General features: G+C 42.9%; 15 protein-coding genes. All 15 read left to right on the forward strand.

The annotated features are described in order from the left end of the window. The first annotated feature begins 83 nt into the window (after positions 1–83). The 15 genes from ADA55_RS07030 (at position 84) to thrS (ending at position 18,245) form a co-directional block, all read left to right on the forward strand. The gene (locus tag ADA55_RS07030; protein WP_048681145.1) at positions 84–803 is read left to right on the forward strand and encodes a response regulator transcription factor; all 720 of its coding nucleotides are present in this window, start codon (positions 84–86) and stop codon (positions 801–803) included. Next, entirely contained in the window at positions 800–2,578 is a 1,779-nt protein-coding gene (gene pnpS, locus ADA55_RS07035) for a two-component system histidine kinase PnpS (protein ID WP_048681148.1), read from the forward strand. The genes ADA55_RS07030 and pnpS overlap by 4 nt, the downstream gene beginning before the upstream one ends. A 399-nt stretch (positions 2,579–2,977) precedes the next feature. After that, entirely contained in the window at positions 2,978–4,012 is a 1,035-nt protein-coding gene (hflK, locus tag ADA55_RS07040; RefSeq protein WP_048681237.1) for an FtsH protease activity modulator HflK, read from the forward strand. Next, positions 4,009–4,941 carry a protease modulator HflC gene (gene hflC / locus ADA55_RS07045; RefSeq protein WP_034309097.1) on the forward strand — a complete coding sequence of 311 codons (933 nt, stop codon included), beginning with the start codon at positions 4,009–4,011 and terminating at the stop codon, positions 4,939–4,941. The genes hflK and hflC overlap by 4 nt, the downstream gene beginning before the upstream one ends. 127 nt (positions 4,942–5,068) lie before the next feature. Then, positions 5,069–7,693, forward strand: a complete 2,625-nt coding sequence (polA, locus tag ADA55_RS07050; RefSeq protein ID WP_048681154.1) for a DNA polymerase I — start codon at positions 5,069–5,071, stop codon at positions 7,691–7,693. A gap of 19 nt (positions 7,694–7,712) precedes the next feature. Beyond that, positions 7,713–8,543: a DNA-formamidopyrimidine glycosylase gene (gene mutM, locus ADA55_RS07055; protein WP_048681155.1), complete on the forward strand. Its 831-nt coding sequence runs from the start codon at positions 7,713–7,715 to the stop codon at positions 8,541–8,543. 79 nt (positions 8,544–8,622) lie between these two features. After that, the gene (gene ytaF / locus ADA55_RS07060; protein ID WP_034309090.1) at positions 8,623–9,255 is read left to right on the forward strand and encodes a sporulation membrane protein YtaF; all 633 of its coding nucleotides are present in this window, start codon (positions 8,623–8,625) and stop codon (positions 9,253–9,255) included. A gap of 21 nt (positions 9,256–9,276) precedes the next feature. After that, positions 9,277–9,876, forward strand: a complete 600-nt coding sequence (gene coaE / locus ADA55_RS07065; RefSeq protein WP_048681157.1) for a dephospho-CoA kinase — start codon at positions 9,277–9,279, stop codon at positions 9,874–9,876. A gap of 158 nt (positions 9,877–10,034) precedes the next feature. Beyond that, a complete protein-coding gene (locus ADA55_RS07070; RefSeq protein ID WP_048681161.1) occupies positions 10,035–11,072 on the forward strand; it encodes a glyceraldehyde-3-phosphate dehydrogenase in 1,038 nt (345 codons plus the stop codon). A gap of 355 nt (positions 11,073–11,427) precedes the next feature. Continuing rightward, positions 11,428–11,808, forward strand: a complete 381-nt coding sequence (speD, locus tag ADA55_RS07075) for an adenosylmethionine decarboxylase (RefSeq protein WP_034311443.1) — start codon at positions 11,428–11,430, stop codon at positions 11,806–11,808. 269 nt (positions 11,809–12,077) lie between these two features. Further along, positions 12,078–12,539 (forward strand): transcriptional regulator NrdR, encoded by a 462-nt coding sequence (gene nrdR / locus ADA55_RS07080; protein ID WP_034309080.1) that lies wholly within the window; start codon positions 12,078–12,080, stop codon positions 12,537–12,539. A gap of 64 nt (positions 12,540–12,603) precedes the next feature. Next, positions 12,604–14,016: a replication initiation and membrane attachment family protein gene (locus ADA55_RS07085; protein ID WP_309138933.1), complete on the forward strand. Its 1,413-nt coding sequence runs from the start codon at positions 12,604–12,606 to the stop codon at positions 14,014–14,016. Then, positions 14,003–14,941: a primosomal protein DnaI gene (gene dnaI, locus ADA55_RS07090; RefSeq protein WP_048681168.1), complete on the forward strand. Its 939-nt coding sequence runs from the start codon at positions 14,003–14,005 to the stop codon at positions 14,939–14,941. Before ADA55_RS07085 ends, dnaI begins: the two co-directional genes overlap by 14 nt. Before the next feature lie 121 nt (positions 14,942–15,062). Then, positions 15,063–15,923, forward strand: coding sequence for a sporulation protein YtxC (gene ytxC / locus ADA55_RS07095; protein WP_048681172.1), 861 nt, complete (start codon positions 15,063–15,065; stop codon positions 15,921–15,923). 390 nt (positions 15,924–16,313) lie between these two features. Continuing rightward, the gene (gene thrS, locus ADA55_RS07100) at positions 16,314–18,245 is read left to right on the forward strand and encodes a threonine--tRNA ligase (RefSeq protein WP_048681177.1); all 1,932 of its coding nucleotides are present in this window, start codon (positions 16,314–16,316) and stop codon (positions 18,243–18,245) included. The last annotated feature ends 27 nt before the right edge of the window (positions 18,246–18,272 follow it).

The following is an 18,272-nucleotide window of genomic DNA, read 5'->3' on the forward strand; positions in this document are numbered from 1 at the left end:
TCATATAATATTCTTTATAATGGAATTGGATGAGTAGACCAAGAAATTGGTCTTTTGGGTAATACATAATTCAGGAGGATCTAATGTCAAAGAAAATTCTCGTAGTGGATGATGAGCAATCAATAGTTACCTTACTTCAGTACAATTTAGAACAATCAGGCTATACGGTGATCACAGCTTTGGATGGAGAACAAGGGCTGGCGGCTGCCGTGGATATACGACCCGATTTAGTGGTATTGGATTTGATGCTACCTAAAATGGACGGGCTTGAAGTATGTAAGCAGCTTCGCCAGCAAAAAATCAATATACCGATCTTGATGCTGACAGCTAAGGACGATGAATTTGACAAGGTGCTGGGACTGGAGCTGGGGGCGGATGATTACTTGACCAAGCCATTTAGTCCCAGGGAGGTAGTGGCCCGGATTAAAGCCATTTTAAGAAGATCCCAGTTGCAATCGAACGGAAGTGAGTCAAATCAGGATCAGGAAGAGGGTCTCCTGAAATTAGGGGAATTGAAAGTGTTCCCGGAACGATACGAAGCATTCTTTGATGAACAGCAATTAGAATTGACTCCAAAGGAATTTGAATTACTTTTATATTTGGCGAAGAATAAAGGAAGAGTGCTGACCAGGGATCAACTTCTCAGTGCGGTATGGAATTATGATTTCGCGGGAGATTCACGGATCGTCGATGTCCATATTAGCCATCTTCGTGAAAAAATAGAGAAAGATACAAAAAAACCACTCTATATTAAAACGATAAGGGGCTTGGGGTATAAGCTTGAGGAGCCTAAAAAAGAATGACGACCTATCGTAAAAAGCTCTTATATACCCTCATCACATTGGTGATGGTCGTCCTGATGGCCGTGGGCTTTTTATTAGGGCACTTGTTCAAAAGTTATTATATTAAAACGTTCAATGAGCGTATACAGAACGAAACATTTTTCATTTCTACATATATTCAGGAGCATGGCGGGATCGAGTCCTTTTTGGAAAAAGGGAAGACGGCAAAACTGACACCCCTTTTAGATTCTAATTTAACCATTCTTTCCGCGAGTGGGGAAATATTATACGATTCGACATCATCCAATGAAATACTTAAAAGCCATGCCAGTGTCCTTCGCAAAATAACTTTGGAAAAAGGGCTTAAGAATGGGGAAGGGTATGAAGTGGTCGAAGGCGAATCGGACCTCCATTATTATTGGAAGACGGTTGAAAAGGACGGCGAGATCGAAGGCTTTGTCGTCCATAGCAATGAAATAGAGGCCATCCATCAAGTGAATAAACAAATGTGGCAAATATTGATCATTTGTTTAGGGGTTGCCTTGATCATCATCCTGATGCTTGCGAGTAAAATCACTTCATATTATACCCGTCCGATCGAAGAGGCGACGATGGCAGCCATTGAACTGGCAAAAGGGAATTACGGAACCCGGACATTCGGGAGGCATTCCGATGAAACGGGAATGCTGACAACTTCCTTGAACATATTGGCGAGGAATCTTCAGGAAACAGAGATAGCGAGGGAAATGAATCAGGATCGTTTGGAAACTCTTGTTGAGAATATCGGTAGCGGGGTCTTGCTGATAGACAGTAAAGGGTATACGACCTTGATCAACCGGGAATTCAAGAAAAGCTTCCGAGTGAACGCCGCTACGTTTTTGTTTCAGGAATATTATTCGGTCATTAAAGACCAGGAAGTGATAGCCATCATCGAAGAGATCTTTCGAACGGAAAAAACGATAAAACGGCAGGTGAAGATACCGCTTGCCATAGAACGTAAGCATTTTGAGATTTACGGCGCTCCAATAATCGGGAATCATGATGAATGGAAGGGGATCCTCCTCATTTTCCATGATATCACCGAATTGAAAAGGCTCGAGCAGATGCGGAAGGATTTCGTGGCTAATGTGTCCCATGAATTGAGGACTCCGATCACTTCCATTAAAGGCTTCTCTGAAACATTGTTAGATGGCGCCTTAAAAGACGAAAAGACCTTAAAGCACTTTTTATCGATTATCTTGAAAGAAAGTGACCGGCTGCAAGAACTCATTCAGGAGCTTCTGAATTTATCCAAAATGGAGCAACAGGAATTCGTTTTAAACGCAGGGGTCGTGGATATTACGAAAGTGCTTGGGGAAATACAAGAGATGCTTATAGGCAAGCTGAAGGAAAAAGAAGTATCCCTTGAAATTAAAACATCACCGGAACCAGTTTTCATTGAAGGGGAATCTGACAGGATCAAACAGGTTTTCATCAATTTGATTACGAACGCATTGACATATACACCAAATGGCGGCAGGGTCACCGTTGACATCATTGAAAATGAACAGACCGTCGATATTACAGTTCAAGACAACGGGATCGGCATCGAAGAAAAAGAACTTCCAAGGATCTTTGAACGGTTCTACCGGATCGATAAGGCGAGGAGCCGCGATTCAGGAGGGACGGGCATTGGACTGGCAATCGTCAAGCATATAATAGAGGTCCATAAAGGTAAAATCAACGTGGAAAGCACACCTGGAACCGGGACGACTTTTACAGTGACTTTAAATAAAAGCTTAAAAGGGAAAATGTAGCGGGCATCTTATTTACATGTCCTTTACAATTCCTTAAAATGGACTTCATAATGCAGGGGTACAATGGTTGTACAACCCCTCATCCAAGGAGTTAAACATTGACAGAGACATAGTCTCTGTTTGATTATTTAGAAGTTCAACCAAAATTTGAAAGCAAAGATGATTGGAACAGGTAGACAAAACTCCTGTAGGAATAGCGTCTAAGTTCCCAATCAACATTCAAATCGTACACCCTTAATAAACTGTAGGCAGAGACATGGTCTCTGTCTTTTAATTTTGGCTATATTCCCCGGGAACCATTCCTCTATCCTATTTTTCTAGGAAAATATTTGATTTTTATGAAACTTTAGGCCCTTTCTTGCGTAAATAAGATATAACTGCAAAGAAGGGGTGATACATATCGTTAGCTTAAAAAGGATATATACAATTACAGGACTTGTCTTTCTTATTTTAATTTTGGGTGTAGTTGCGATATCGACCTGGTACACGGTTGATGAATCCGATCAAGCTGTCATAATGACGTTTGGTAAAGTGGAGGAGACGATAACGGAACCAGGACTTCACTTTAAACTGCCTTGGCCAGTTCAATCGGTCGAGAAATTATCCAAAGAAACATTCAGTCTTAAATTTGGATATAAGGAAGAGGATGGAGAGGTGACGGATTACCCGAGTGAGACCAAAATGATTACGGGTGATGAAAATATTGTGCTGGCCGACCTGGTCGTTCAGTGGAAAATCACCGACCCTCCAAAATATCTATACAATGCAGAAGATCCAGAAAAAATATTATACGATACGACTTCAGCTGCATTACGGAGCATAATCGGCAGCACGAAAATCGATGATGCCCTTACATCTGGTAAAGCGCAAATCGAAGCGGATGTACGCGATTTATTGTCACAGCTAATGGAGAAGTATGATGTCGGGATTTCCATATCTGCGGTTAAACTCCAGGACGTGGAGTTACCGAATGAAGAAGTGCGGAAAGCATTTACCAATGTAACGGATGCCCGTGAAACGGCGAATACGAAAATCAACGAAGCGGATAAATATGAAAATAAGCGTATGAATGAAGCGGAAGGGGAAAAAGATGCCATCATTTCACAGGCTAATGGGGATAAAGCTGCCCGTACGGAAGCTGCCCGCGGAGATGTTGCGGTCTTTGAAAAATTACTCAGTGAGTATAAAGGCAATAAGGGGATTACGAAGGACCGCCTTATTATTGAGACCCTTGAGGAAGTATTGCCGAATGCAGAGATTTATATTATGAATGATGATGGAAACACAATGAAGTACTTGCCGCTTCGCTCGCTTGAAAAGGAGGAAACGAAAAAAACTCCTGCCCCTGATGAAGCCGCCATACCTGAAGAAGAAACGAAAAAAGGGAATGCATCGGAAGAAAAAGCGACAGGGGAAGGGGGCACTAAACAATGAGTGGAAAAATAATAGATTTCTCTGAGTTGAAAAAAGGGGATTTTCATTGGAGGGGCTATGTGAGAATCGGCATTTTCCTGATTATTTTCATCGCGCTGCTGCTAATCATCTTCACCAATGTCTATATAGTCAAAGAGGGCGAATACAAGGTCGTCCGCCAATTCGGTGAGGTGGTAAGGATCGATAAGACCCCGGGATTGAAGGCGAAGGTGCCATTCATTCAGAGTATCATGACCTTACCGAAGTATCAGATGACTTCCGATGTTTCCGAAGCGGAAATCAATACGAAAGATAAAAAGCGGATGCTGATCGATAACTATGCAGTTTGGAGAATAGAAGATCCGAAGAAATTGATTACAAATGCAAGGACACTTGAGAATGCCGAAACGAAAATGGAAGAGTTCATCTATTCGGCAGTTCGTTCAGAGCTGGGCCAGCTGAATTATGATGAAATCATCAATGATGAGAAGTCATCCAGGGGAAGTTTAAACGACCGCATAACCGAAAAAGTCAATGATTTGCTGCAAAAGGACAGTTATGGAATCAGCTTGACGGATGTCCGGATCAAGCGGACTGACCTGCCTTCCGAAAACGAAGCATCCGTCTTCAAGAGGATGATTTCCGAGCGGGAATCGAAAGCGCAAGAATACCTGTCCAAAGGTGATGCGAAGAAAAACCGTATCATTGCGGATACCGATCGGAAAGTGAAGGAACTGCTTTCTACTGCGGAGGCTGATGCAGAAGTGATCAGGGCAGAAGGAGAAGGGGAAGCAGCGAAAATCTATAATAAATCGTTTTCCAAAGACCCCGAATTCTATAAACTATACCGGACTCTTGAATCCTACAAGAAAACGATTGGAGATCAAACGGTCATCGTTCTGCCTTCTGATTCCCCTTATGCCAGCTTGTTAATGGGAAATACTAAATAACCTTGATGCCGTCATTTTTCTTTCCGCTTCTACTCATGGTAGAATAGAGAAGGAAAATGAACGGCTTTTTGCGTTTTTATATAGAAGCTATAACTACATAAACCTGTATGACTGGAGGAAGACGGATTTGGATAAAAAGCTAGTGCTCATAGATGGAAACAGCATCGCATACCGTGCGTTTTTTGCGCTTCCGCTCTTGAATAATGATAAGGGGGTCCATACGAATTCCGTGTACGGATTCACCATGATGCTCAACCGCATTCTTGAAGAAGAAAAGCCGACGCACATACTTGTGGCATTCGATGCGGGTAAAACGACATTCAGGCATGCATCATTTAAAGAATATAAGGGGGGGCGCCAAAAAACGCCGCCAGAATTATCCGAGCAATTCCCTTTCATTCGGGAGCTGCTTGATTGTTTTCAAATAAAAAGGTATGAACTTGAGAACTACGAAGCCGATGATATTATCGGTACGCTGTCTTTACAAGCGGAAAAAGATGGTTTTGAAGTGAAGGTCATTTCCGGTGATAAGGATTTAACGCAATTATCCTCCCCTAGTACGACAGTTTCCATCACGAAAAAGGGGATTACTGAAATTGAGGAATACACTCCAAAGCATATACATGAAAAATACGGTCTATCCCCTTTGCAAATCATTGATTTGAAAGGGCTGATGGGAGATGCCTCCGACAATATCCCAGGCATTCCGGGTGTTGGTGAAAAGACTGCCCTTAAATTATTGCATCAATTTGAAACGGTTGAAAACCTTCTGCAGTCGATTGATGAGGTAAGCGGACAAAAATTGAAAGAGAAAATTGAAGAACATAAAGACCTGGCCTTATTAAGCAAAGAGCTGGCTACGATAACGAGGGAAGCGCCGCTTGAAGTTTCCGTTAACGAGACCGAGTACACTGGCATGGATCAGGATCGAGTCATCTCATTCTATAAGGAGCTTGGTTTTTCGACTTTGCTCGATAAATTGGATGTAACGGAAAGCGCACCGCTTGAACAGGAGAAGATAGAGGTGCACACTGCTGAAATGACAGAAGGAATGTTTGCGGATGAAAGTGCCTTGTATGTTGAAATTTTAGAAGATAATTATCATCGAGCCGACATAATAGGGATCGCTATCAGTAATGAACAAGGTCATTTTTACTTCAATGGAGAGGATGCTCTGAGTTCCGATGCATTTAAATCCTGGGCAGGGGATGAAACAAAAAAGAAAACGGTTTTCGATGCGAAGCGTACGGTCGTGGCACTGCGTCATCGGGGAGTCGAAATAAAAGGCATCGATTTTGATGTGTTTTTGGCATCCTATATCCTTGATCCGGCAGAGTCAGTGGACGAAGTTGCAGAAATCACGAAAACCCAAGGTACGATCCGGCTTGAAACAGATGATGTTTTTTATGGAAAAGGTGCAAAACGCAAAATACCTGAGGAAGCGGAATTGAGGGAGCATATCGCCAGAAAATCGAAGGCAATCTTTTCTCTGAAAGAACCGATGATAGATAAGCTGCAAGAGTTCGAGCAGTATCACCTATTTACGGAACTGGAGCTGCCATTGTCGATCATCCTGGCAAATATGGAATGGCAGGGAATCAAGGTGGATATAGGCCGACTGAAAAACATGGGCCAGGAATTAGCCATTCGCCTAAGAAATATAGAAGCGCGAATTTTCGAATTGGCTGGAGAGGCGTTCAATATCAATTCACCTAAACAGCTTGGGGCCATCCTGTTTGAAAAGTTGGAGCTTCCGGTCATGAAGAAAACCAAAACAGGTTATTCGACTTCAGCCGATGTGCTGGAAAAACTGGAGAGCAAGCATGATATCGTTAAGGAGATACTGCTGTATCGCCAGCTTGGTAAGCTGCAATCCACTTACATTGAAGGATTGCTTAAAGTGGTCAATGGCAAAACGGACAAGGTGCACACCCGGTTCAACCAAGCATTGACCCAGACCGGCCGGTTAAGTTCTACAGATCCCAATCTCCAGAATATCCCGATCAGACTGGAAGAAGGAAGGAAAATCAGGCAGGCCTTCATTCCTTCCGAAAAGGATTGGATCATTTTTGCTGCCGACTACTCCCAGATCGAATTACGTGTCTTGGCGCATATCGCCAATGACAGCGGATTGGTGGAAGCATTCCAGGCCGGGATGGACATCCATACAAGGACAGCCATGGACGTATTCCATGTATCGGCAGATCAAGTCACCTCGAACATGAGGCGCCATGCCAAAGCGGTCAACTTCGGAATCGTTTATGGTATAAGTGATTACGGACTATCGCAAAGTCTTGGAATCACGAGAAAAGAAGCTGGAGAGTTCATCGAGAAGTATTTACGAAGCTTTCCAGGTGTTCAGGAATATATGGAAGAAAGCATACATGAGGCCCGTCAAAAAGGTTATAGCACGACTCTGATGCAAAGAAGGCGATATATACCTGAGATAACAAGCAGGAATTTCAACATCAGGAGTTTTGCCGAACGGACAGCGATGAACACGCCGATTCAAGGCAGTGCCGCTGATATCATCAAGCTTGCCATGATCAACATGAATAAACGCCTGAAAAGGGAAGGGCTCAAAACGAGAATGCTTCTACAGGTGCATGATGAATTGATTTTTGAAACCCCTCCTGAGGAACTCGAAATCCTTAAAGTGATCGTTCCGGAGGAAATGGAGAATGCCATTGAATTGAACGTGCCCCTTAAAGTGGATTATGCTTTCGGGCCAACATGGTTTGATGCCAAATAATAAAAGATAGGTGATTGCAATGCCAGAACTTCCAGAAGTGGAAACAGTCAGAAGAACGTTAGAGCAGCTCGTACTCGGAAAAGAGATCAAGGAAGTGTCCGTTTTCTGGCCAAAGATCATTAAAGCGCCTGAGCCTGTCGAACAGTTTCAGGATGCCTTAAGGGGGCAGACGATTTCTGCAATAGGCCGTCGGGGCAAGTTCCTCATTTTCACCTTGGATGATTATTCGATGGTTTCGCATTTAAGGATGGAAGGGAAATACGGCGTCCATCCAAAAGAAGAGCCGTATGATAAGCATACCCATGTGATCTTCACTTTCACCGATGGCAGTGAACTTCGGTACAGGGATGTCCGGAAATTCGGAACGATGCATCTATTTGCCAAAGGGGAAGAATTTGAACAGTTGCCCCTGTTGCACTTAGGGCCTGAACCGTTGTCCGAAGATTTTACTGTCGAGGGGCTAAGCAGGAAGTTGGCAAGAACCAACAGGAAAATCAAGCCCGTTCTCCTTGATCAAACCGTTGTCGTCGGGATTGGGAATATATATGTGGACGAGTCGTTATTCCGTTCAGGTATCCATCCGGAGAGAATGGCATCTTCACTCTCGTTGCAGGAAATCGAAACGTTGCATGCTGAAATCATTGCGACGTTAGGTGAAGCTGTGGAAAAAGGCGGAAGCACGATTCGTTCATACATTAATTCCCAAGGGCAAATCGGCATGTTTCAGTTGGAACTGAATGTTTATGGACGAAAAGGCGAGAACTGCAAAACATGCGGCACGCCACTTGAAAAACTGGTTGTTGCAGGACGCGGCACACATATTTGCCCGTCATGCCAGCCATTAAAATAGGTCATGTTTTTTCAAACACATCGGATGGGCTCCTTCCATATACTAGGGTAGCAACGAGTAGGGAAGGAGTAATATTCCGATGTGGCTACAAATTATTTTTCTCGCTTTTGCAGTTAGTATTGACGGATTTGGCGTCGGTTTGACATTCGGTATGCGGAAGATGAAAATCCCCTTAAGGTCAATAGCGGTCATCTCATTTTGTTCTGCATTGAGTTTAGGTATAGCGATGGTCATCGGACAATTCATCAGTCAGCTCATATCTATCGGGGCTGCTGAAAAAACAGGCGGCATCATCCTCATTTTTCTTGGTGCCTGGATGGTATACCAGTATTTTAAGCCTGAAAAAGATTTGAAAGATGATAGATATCATGAAAAGATCATCTTTAATTTTGAAATTAAATCACTTGGGGTAGTCATTAATATTTTACAAAAACCATTGAATGCCGATTTTGATAAATCAGGTACGATTACAGGTGTTGAAGCGCTTGTTCTGGGGTTTGCACTTTCGCTGGATGCGTTCGGGGCCGGAGTTGGAGCGGCTATGATCGGGATTTCACCGATCATTCTCGCAGGGTGCATCGCTGTTATGAGTTCGATTTTCATTTGGAGCGGAATTCAAAGCGGGAAATTGCTTTCAAATAATAAAGTTGTCCAGCATTTGACCTTTCTTCCAGGGGTATTATTGATTATCATCGGTTTATTCAAGTTATGATAAGGGTAAAAGGGGGAGCTTATGGGACAAATCATCGGAATCACCGGAGGCATTGCCAGTGGGAAAAGCACCGTCAGCCTCTATTTACAGGAACTCGGATTCACGATTGTCGATGCAGATCTGGCTTCCCGTGCTGTCGTTGAGCCAGGTGAAGAAGCCTATCACCAAGTTGTGGAGGCATTTGGAGAAGATATCTTATTGACGGAAGGGAATATAGATCGCGTAAAGCTCGGGTCGATCATATTTAATGATCAAGAAAAGAGATTGCTGTTGAATGGCATCGTGCATCCTGCCGTCAGGAATTGGATGCGGGTGAAAACGGAAGCGGCACTATCATCAGGAGAAGAAACGGTGTTCATGGATATTCCGCTCCTATTCGAAAGCAAGCTGACATTCATGGTGGATAAGACGCTTTTGATCTATGTGGATGAGCAAGTTCAATTGGAGCGATTAATGAACAGGAATGGTCTTTCGGAGACGGAGGCACTTGCTAGGATCAATTCGCAAATGCCCTTGGCCGATAAAAAGGCCTTAGCGGATGCCGTCATCGATAATAATGGTGACATTAATGAAACGAAGCGGCAAGTGAAGGGCATACTTAGTGAATGGTATGTCATATAATCATGATAAAAAGAAGAAACCACCCGGTTTCTTCTTTTTATGTTGAAAAAATAAGAACAATCCGCATTTTTATTAGCACAATTCCTTTGAATTATGTTATACTAATTACATGTGAAAGGTAATAAGTATAACACTAATATTTCTGGAGGGTCCGAACAATGAATTCAAGAATAGCGATTAACGGATTTGGGAGAATTGGAAGAATGGTTTTCCGAAAAGCCATATTAGATGAGAGTTTGGACATTGTAGCCATAAACGCAAGCTATCCAGCTGAAACTTTAGCACACTTACTAAAATATGATACGATACATGGTAAATTCGACGGTATCATTATAGCTGAAGATGATTCACTAGTAGTGAATGGCCGCCGAGTAAAACTAATAAATAACCGCGATCCAAAGCTATTGCCTTGGAAAGAGATGAACATAGATATTGTAATTGAAGCCACTGGCAAATTCAATGATCGTTCTAAAGCGGCTCTTCATTTAGACGCAGGAGCAAAAAGAGTTATATTATCAGCCCCGGGTAAAAATGAAGACGTTACCATTGTAATGGGAGTGAATCAGGAGGTGCTGGAAATTGACAAGCATTTCGTCATATCCAATGCATCTTGTACAACGAACTGCCTTGGACCAGTTGCAAAAGTGCTTGATGAAAAATTCGGCATAGACAACGGTTTAATGACAACGATACATTCTTATACAAATGATCAAAATAATATCGATAACCCGCACAAAGACTTGAGACGTGCCCGTGCCGCTGCGGAAAGCATGATTCCTACGACTACAGGAGCTGCAAAAGCCATCTCACTAGTGTTGCCGCAATTAAAAGGCAAGCTTCATGGAATGGCGATACGCGTACCGACACCAAACGTATCTTTAGTCGATCTTGTTGTGGATTTAAACCGTGATGTCACGATTGAAGAAGTGAACCAAGCCTTCATCGATGCTTCAGAAAATGAACTCAAAGGAATCATGGAATTCACGATGGAACCTTTAGTTTCCAGTGATTTCAAAACGAATCCACACTCTGCAATCATCGATGGATTGACGACGATGATGATCGGGGACAGGAAAGTGAAGGTCCTTGCTTGGTATGATAATGAGTGGGGTTACTCCAACCGTGTAGTGGACCTTGTAAAATTGGTTGGCTCCGAGTTGAAAAAAATGTCCGAAGTCGAATTATCAGTAAAATAAAATGAAAAACCCGAGCCTGCTAAAATTTTTTAGCGGGCTATTTTTCATGCAGTGATCCATGAATTCCCGCCTGCTTTATGGCGCTGAATAAACCGAAGACGGAATTTGGTCCACATTGGAACCTTCGCTATATCCCCATTACATATAAAGTTTATCTTTCCAAAAATTAAATTTGGAGTTGCAAAAAAAATTCAAACCATATATACTATGAATCGTGAACTTCTTCAAAACGGTTTGCATGATGGCTACTTAAAGGGTTAGGACCTCTTTGGACTAACTTTCCCCCGTGGTAGTTATCAGAACTTATTTTTAAATCATGGTAAGGGGGAAGCTTAATATGGAAACAGCTTACACTATGGAAACAATGGGTAGACATGTCATTTCTGAACTTTGGGGTTGTGACTTTGAAAAACTGAACAATATCGATTTAATTGAAAAGATTTTTGTTGACGCTGCTTTGAAATCAGGTGCAGAGGTACGAGAAGTTGCCTTTCACAAATTTGCTCCACAAGGAGTCAGCGGGGTTGTCATCATTTCTGAATCACACTTAACGATTCACAGTTTTCCAGAACACGGCTATGCGAGCATTGATGTCTATACATGCGGTAACTTGGATCCGAATATTGCGGCAGATTATATTGCAGAAGCTTTGAATGCGCAAACACGTGAAAACATAGAATTACCACGTGGATTAGGTCCTGTACAAATGAAAAAAGCCAATATAAGTGCCCTATAAAAAAATGTATACACAGAGATGCCATGGGTGCATCTCTTTTTTAATGCAATGAATCGGCAGTCTGCTTCACTTTATTGGAGAGGATTGCCTTGTAGCACAATGCCCTTGGCAACGGTGCTTCAACGGCAGAACAAAAAGTGCCTGCTGCCGGAAGTTACACTTTTTACTTGTACTGTCCGTTCCTTTTAATATAAGATTAAGATAGAGAAGTAATTCCTTGGGGAACATTTAGATAGGGGAGTCCTACATAAAATACGGAGCTGATAATGATGAAATGCCCATCATGTCAATATAACGGAACAAGAGTGCTCGATTCCAGGCCAGTCGATGAAAGTAAATCGATTCGACGACGCCGTGAATGTGAGGCATGTGGTTTTCGATTCACGACATTTGAAAAGGTGGAGGAAACACCGCTTATTGTAGTGAAAAAGGGCGGGACACGTGAAGAGTTCAGTCGTGATAAAATCCTGCGTGGCTTAATCAGGGCTTGCGAAAAACGTCCGGTTCCCTTGAAAGAACTAGAGCAAATTACCAGTTATGTAGAAAAAGAACTACGCAACCAGGGCATATCGGAAGTGAAAAGCGACAGTGTCGGCGAAATGGTAATGGACAAGCTGGCAGAAGTCGATGAGGTTGCCTATGTAAGGTTCGCGTCCGTCTATCGACAATTTAAAGATATCAATGTCTTTATTGATGAACTGAAAGATTTAATAAATAAAGAAAGAAAGTAGAGCTGAAGATTCACTTTGGCTCTTTTTTCACTACATCTTTTGAAAGGTTTGAATGGAGATGTCAATGCATTGGCAAGAATTGCTCCCAGCTGATTCATATTTGGTCTCATCTGCGGGGCTGCTTCATGATTATGATCGGAAAATACTTACCCGACTATATCAACCTCTTATTGGACCTATCTGCATTAGCCTATATATGACGTTATGGAGTGAGTTGGAGGAAAACAGGCTATGGTCGGAAACCTCCTCGCATTATCAATTAATGAATACCATCGGTCTTAAGTTAGGTGATATTTACGAAGCCCGCCTTTTACTTGAAGGAATCGGCCTGTTGAATGTATATAAGAAATCGAAAAATGAAACGAAGGAATTCATTTATGAGTTAAACCCGCCGCTTTCACCCCAGCAGTTTTTCACGGATGGAATGCTGAATATTTACTTATACAAAAAAATCGGTAAAGCTCAATTCAACCGGTTAAAGAGATTCTTTTGTGATGACCATATCTTAACCGATCAATATGAAGGTGTGACTAAATCTTTTGCGGAAGTATTCTCATCAGATCATTTGGACTCTTTATATGTAACGGATGAAGCGAAAAACGAATGGAAACCGGTGCCTGAACAGCAATACATCGATCGGGCGGAAGGCGTTGAGCCATCGGGGTTTGATGACTTATTCGATTTTGACCTTTTATTTGCCGGGATGAAATCCTCGATCGTGCCGAAAAAGGCTTTTACTCCGAAAATAAAAAGTACGATTGCCAAACTCGCTTTTTTATATGGCATCGATCCGCTGGAAATGCAAAAACTAGTAATGGATGCCGTTTCATTGGATGATGAGATTGATGAGGAATTGCTTAGAAAGGCGGCAAGGGATTGGTACCAGATCGAACGGCAGGCCGATATGCCTTCCCTTGTCAATCGGGTGCAGCCAATTCGTGAACGGACACAAAAAGAAGAACCGAAAACAAAGGAACAAGAGTTAATCCGTCATTTGGAGACGATTTCCCCGAGGGAGCGGCTAATGCAATTGTCTGGCGGTGCAGAGCCGTCAAGCGGTGATTTGAAAGTGGTTGAGGGCGTGATGATCAATCAAAAGCTGAATCCGGGTGTCGTCAATGTCTTGATTGAATATGTCATGCTCAAAACGGATATGAAGTTCACGAAGGGTTATGTGGAAAAGCTGGCAGGCCATTGGGCACGGCTAAAGGTCTCAACAGTCGTCGAGGCGATGGAATTGGCCAAAAATGAACATAGGAAATATCAGGACTGGGCTCAAGGAAGCAGGAATGCTGCAAAGGGCAGCCGGAAAAAGGCGATACGGGAAGAAGTGGTTCCTGAGTGGCTTGAGAAAAAAGAAGAAGCACAGCAGGAGCAGAATGCGGATCAGCCTGAATTGGATGCCCAAAAACGCGAACTTCTGGAGAAATGGAAGCTGTGGAAAGCGGGAGGTGAAATGAACGATGGAAAAGATTAATAGGTCCCTTAATAAATTGGCCAATACAAATCAATTTCAACAGCGTTATGAAAAGCTGAAACAGGAGATTTTTGAAAACGAACAAGTGCGGTTATTCATGAATGCCAACAGCTCGACGGTCACGAAGGAAATGATTGATAAAAACTTGGGGAAGCTTTATGAGTTCACTTCACAGAGCAATAAGTGTGATAAATGTCCGAGCTTGGATGGCTGCATCAATATGATGCAAGGGTATTATCCTAAGTTGGTGGTTCAAGGAAAAGCCCTGAACCTGCATTATGAAGTCTGCCCGAGGAAATTGGCAGAGGATGAAAAGCGGAAACGGGAAAAGCTGATCCGCAGCCTGTATGTACCGAAGGATATTTTAAAGGCGAGCATTGAAGATTTTACCCAAACGGATAATGAAAACAAACGTTTGTCTGTCCTAAGTAAAGCGATGTCGTTCATTATGGAATATGAGCCGGGTAAAAGGCAAAAAGGCTTGTATATATATGGGAAATTCGGTGTTGGGAAAACGTACTTATTAGGTGCGATCGCCAATGAACTTGCAAAAAGGCAAATTTCCTCCCTTATAGTCTATGTACCTGACTATTTGAGGGAACTTAAGGGATCGATAGGTGATAATACGGTCAATGAAAAAATTGAAATGGTGAAAACGGCACCTATCCTCATGCTTGATGATATTGGAGCGGAATCCATGACGAGCTGGGGACGCGATGAGGTTTTTGGTCCGATTTTGCAATTTAGGATGCTGGAAAACCTGCCGACGTTTTTCACTTCGAATTTTGACTTGAATGGCCTGGAGAACCACCTGACCTTTTCACAGCGCGGTGAGAAAGAAGAAGTGAAGGCGGCCCGGGTACTGGAAAGAATTCAATATTTAGCTGAGCCGGTCAAGCTTGATGGCGTGAATCGGAGAAGATGAAGAAAAGTGGTCTCTTAATGGAGGTCACTTTTTTCTTCTTACAAGCTCCATCCTACTTCTAAACACGTCCACATCCCCATATACATGAAAAAAGAAGCAAGGGGGAAGGGGGGATGTCGTAGTGCAAATTTTGTTTCAAAACGATTCAGAGGCATTGAAATTACTGAATTTCGTTTCTGTCCATCCACTGGGGGCAGAATTTCAAGCATATATTCGATTTATTCCTCAACAAGGCATGCATGTGGATATGACGGAATCTTCAGGTGATGAATGGCTAATTCTGCTACGTGACGCATTCCATTCTTTTTTATTGGAAGAAAAGACGCTTCCTGTTCTGGAGCAAATAATAGTCGGTAAATTTTTTTATAGGGAACGGGAAGAAATTGAAGCCATCATTGAAATTGCATCATCCATCATCGAGGCGGAAAGAGCCAGGAATCAAGATGATGCATTCAGTACGGAGAAACGATTGATTGAGGAAGGACTTCAAAGCATTTTGGCTGGAAAGGTATCTTTTTCATTCGATTCTTTTACGACCTTCCGTTTAAAATCGTTTCAGCACACTTTGGAAAAGTATGTCGTCAAGGCGATTGATGAATATAAGCTGGAACAGGACTATCAAAATTTCATTGCTACGCTCCGGGATTGCCTTCAAGGGCAGGAGTCGAAATTAAGAAAGCTTCACCTGGTCAACCGGGATGGTTTTCACTTCTATGATCAGAAATTCAGCAAACTCGACCGTCCAAAAATCAATAGTATGATCGACAGGAGGCTTCTTGCCAAAAGCTCTCTTTTTCTCGATACGGTGATACTTGCCCCGCTTTTATCGATTGCTCCTGAAAACTTGTGCATCTATACCGATGACAAGGAAGAGGGGCTCATCCAGACCATTTCAAGGATTTTCGAAGAACGGGCGACTATCTTGCCACTTTCGTCATTTTCTATGCAGTTGAATGAACTTTCGTGGAAAAAAGAAAATTAACCTTGATTTTCACCGTATAACAAATTATAATTTCCTACATACTATTAAAAAACTAAAAGTTATGATGAGGACAAGGGTATTCTAGTCGCCGATTATCAGAGAGGGAAGCCAACAGGCTGTAAGCTTCCTATTCGCATGGAACACTTACCACCTTTAAACTTCGGCTCGGAAAGCAGTCATTCTGCGAATATGAGCTGACGGGAAGCTGCCGTTACCAAGTTACAAGTGCCATTTTGCCGTGAAAAGCAAGCTGGAACGAGGGTGGAACCGCGGGTTAATGATATTTATTACTAAGCTCGTCCCTGTTTTATACAGGGGCGGGCTTTTTTGTGTTGTAATGGAATCAAAAACCTGTAATTTGTTCGAACAAATAAGAAGGAGTGAAACTGAATGTCAGAACTACTGAAAATATCTTTTCCTGACGGAGCGGTCAAGGAGTTTGCTAAAGGCACAACAACTGAAGACATCGCTGCATCCATCAGTCCTGGTTTAAGGAAAAAATCCATTGCCGGAAAATTCAATGGTGAATTATATGATTTAAAACGTCCGATTGAACAAGATGGTACAATCGAAATCGTCACACAGGACGCAGCGGATGCTCTTGAAGTATTGCGTCACAGTACAGCGCACTTGATGGCACAAGCGATCAAACGTTTGTACAAAAACGCTAAATTCGGCGTAGGGCCAGTCATTGAGGGCGGCTTTTACTATGATATGGATCTGGAGGAATCATTGACTCCCGAAGACCTTCCATTGATTGAAAAAGAAATGAAAAAAATCGTCAACGAAAACTTGGCAATCTCCCGCATCGAAGTGAGTCGGGATGAAGCGATTTCCCGTTTTAAAGAAATCGGCGACGAGTATAAATTGGAGTTGATCGATGCGATTCCTGCCGATCAGCAGGTAACACTTTATGAGCAAGGGGAATTCTTTGACCTTTGTCGTGGAATTCATGTTCCATCAACTGGGAAAATCAAAGAATTCAAGCTATTGAGCATCGCTGGAGCATACTGGAGAGGCGATAGCAAAAACAAAATGCTTCAACGCATTTACGGTACGGCTTTCTATAAAAAAGAAGATTTGGCCGAACACCTGCGTCTCCTTGAGGAAGCCAAGGAACGTGACCATCGTAAAATCGGCAAAGAATTGAACTTGTTCATGAGCTCACAGAAAGTGGGGCAAGGGCTGCCGATGTGGTTGCCAAAAGGCGCGACAATTCGCCGTACAATCGAAAGATATATCGTCGATAAGGAAGAACGTTTAGGCTATGACCATGTCTACACACCTGTAATGGGAAGCGTGGACCTTTATAAAACATCCGGACACTGGGATCATTACCAGGACGGCATGTTCCCGGTCATGGAGATGGAAAACGAACAGCTTGTACTGCGTCCGATGAACTGTCCGCATCACATGATGGTCTATAAAAACAGCATCCACAGCTACCGCGAACTGCCAATCCGGATAGCCGAGCTGGGCTTGATGCACCGCTATGAAATGTCAGGTGCCCTTTCAGGCCTTCAGCGTGTACGTGGGATGACATTGAATGATGCGCACATTTTCGTCCGCCCCGACCAAATCAAAGAAGAGTTCAAGCGCGTTGTGAACCTTGTTCTGGAAGTATATAAAGATTTCGATATCAAGGATTATTCATTCCGTCTGTCTTATCGCGATCCTCAGGATACAGAAAAATACTTCGATGATGATGACATGTGGGAAAAAGCGCAAAGCATGTTAAAAGGCGCCATGGATGAGCTTGGTCTTGATTACTTTGAAGCGGAAGGTGAAGCGGCATTCTACGGTCCTAAGCTTGATGTTCAGGTGCGTACTGCCTTAGGGAAGGATGAAACGCTTTCCACTGTTCAGCTTGATTTCTTGCTTCCTGAACGTTTTGACCTTAATTATGTCGGTGAGGACGGCAAGCAGCACCGTCCGGTTGTTATCCACCGCGGCGTCGTTTCCACAATGGAACGTTTTGTCGCTTACTTGATTGAAGAATACAAGGGGGCATTCCCGACTTGGCTTGCACCTATCCAAGCACAAGTGATCCCGGTCTCACCTGAAGTGCACTTGGATTATGCGAAAGAAGTACAGGAAAAACTTAAAGCGCAAGGCATTCGTGTCGACCTGGATACACGTGACGAGAAAATCGGTTACAAAATCCGTGAAGCGCAAATGCAAAAAATCCCGTATATGCTGGTCGTTGGAGATAATGAAGCCAAAGAAGGCAGCGTGAATGTACGTAAATACGGTGAACAAAAATCCGAAACGATCGCTTTTGAAGATTTCGTTTCAGCGATTAAGGCAGAAGTGAGCCGTTAACAGCAAAAAGAGGGGCACATATAGTTG

Source organism: Bacillus sp. 220_BSPC, from assembly GCF_001054655.1.
In the GTDB taxonomy this organism is placed as follows: Bacteria; Bacillota; Bacilli; order Bacillales; family DSM-1321; genus Peribacillus; species Peribacillus frigoritolerans.

Coding starts and splice junctions, on each gene's coding strand:
- mutM (WP_048681155.1), top strand. CDS start 7,713: ATGCCAGAACTTCCAGAAGTGGAAACAGTCAGAAGAACGTTAGAGCAG.
- ADA55_RS07070 (WP_048681161.1), top strand. CDS start 10,035: ATGAATTCAAGAATAGCGATTAACGGATTTGGGAGAATTGGAAGAATG.
- dnaI (WP_048681168.1), top strand. CDS start 14,003: ATGGAAAAGATTAATAGGTCCCTTAATAAATTGGCCAATACAAATCAA.
- nrdR (WP_034309080.1), top strand. CDS start 12,078: ATGAAATGCCCATCATGTCAATATAACGGAACAAGAGTGCTCGATTCC.
- coaE (WP_048681157.1), top strand. CDS start 9,277: ATGGGACAAATCATCGGAATCACCGGAGGCATTGCCAGTGGGAAAAGC.
- speD (WP_034311443.1), top strand. CDS start 11,428: ATGGAAACAATGGGTAGACATGTCATTTCTGAACTTTGGGGTTGTGAC.
- thrS (WP_048681177.1), top strand. CDS start 16,314: ATGTCAGAACTACTGAAAATATCTTTTCCTGACGGAGCGGTCAAGGAG.
- hflC (WP_034309097.1), top strand. CDS start 4,009: ATGAGTGGAAAAATAATAGATTTCTCTGAGTTGAAAAAAGGGGATTTT.
- ytaF (WP_034309090.1), top strand. CDS start 8,623: ATGTGGCTACAAATTATTTTTCTCGCTTTTGCAGTTAGTATTGACGGA.
- ADA55_RS07030 (WP_048681145.1), top strand. CDS start 84: ATGTCAAAGAAAATTCTCGTAGTGGATGATGAGCAATCAATAGTTACC.
- ADA55_RS07085 (WP_309138933.1), top strand. CDS start 12,604: ATGCATTGGCAAGAATTGCTCCCAGCTGATTCATATTTGGTCTCATCT.
- pnpS (WP_048681148.1), top strand. CDS start 800: ATGACGACCTATCGTAAAAAGCTCTTATATACCCTCATCACATTGGTG.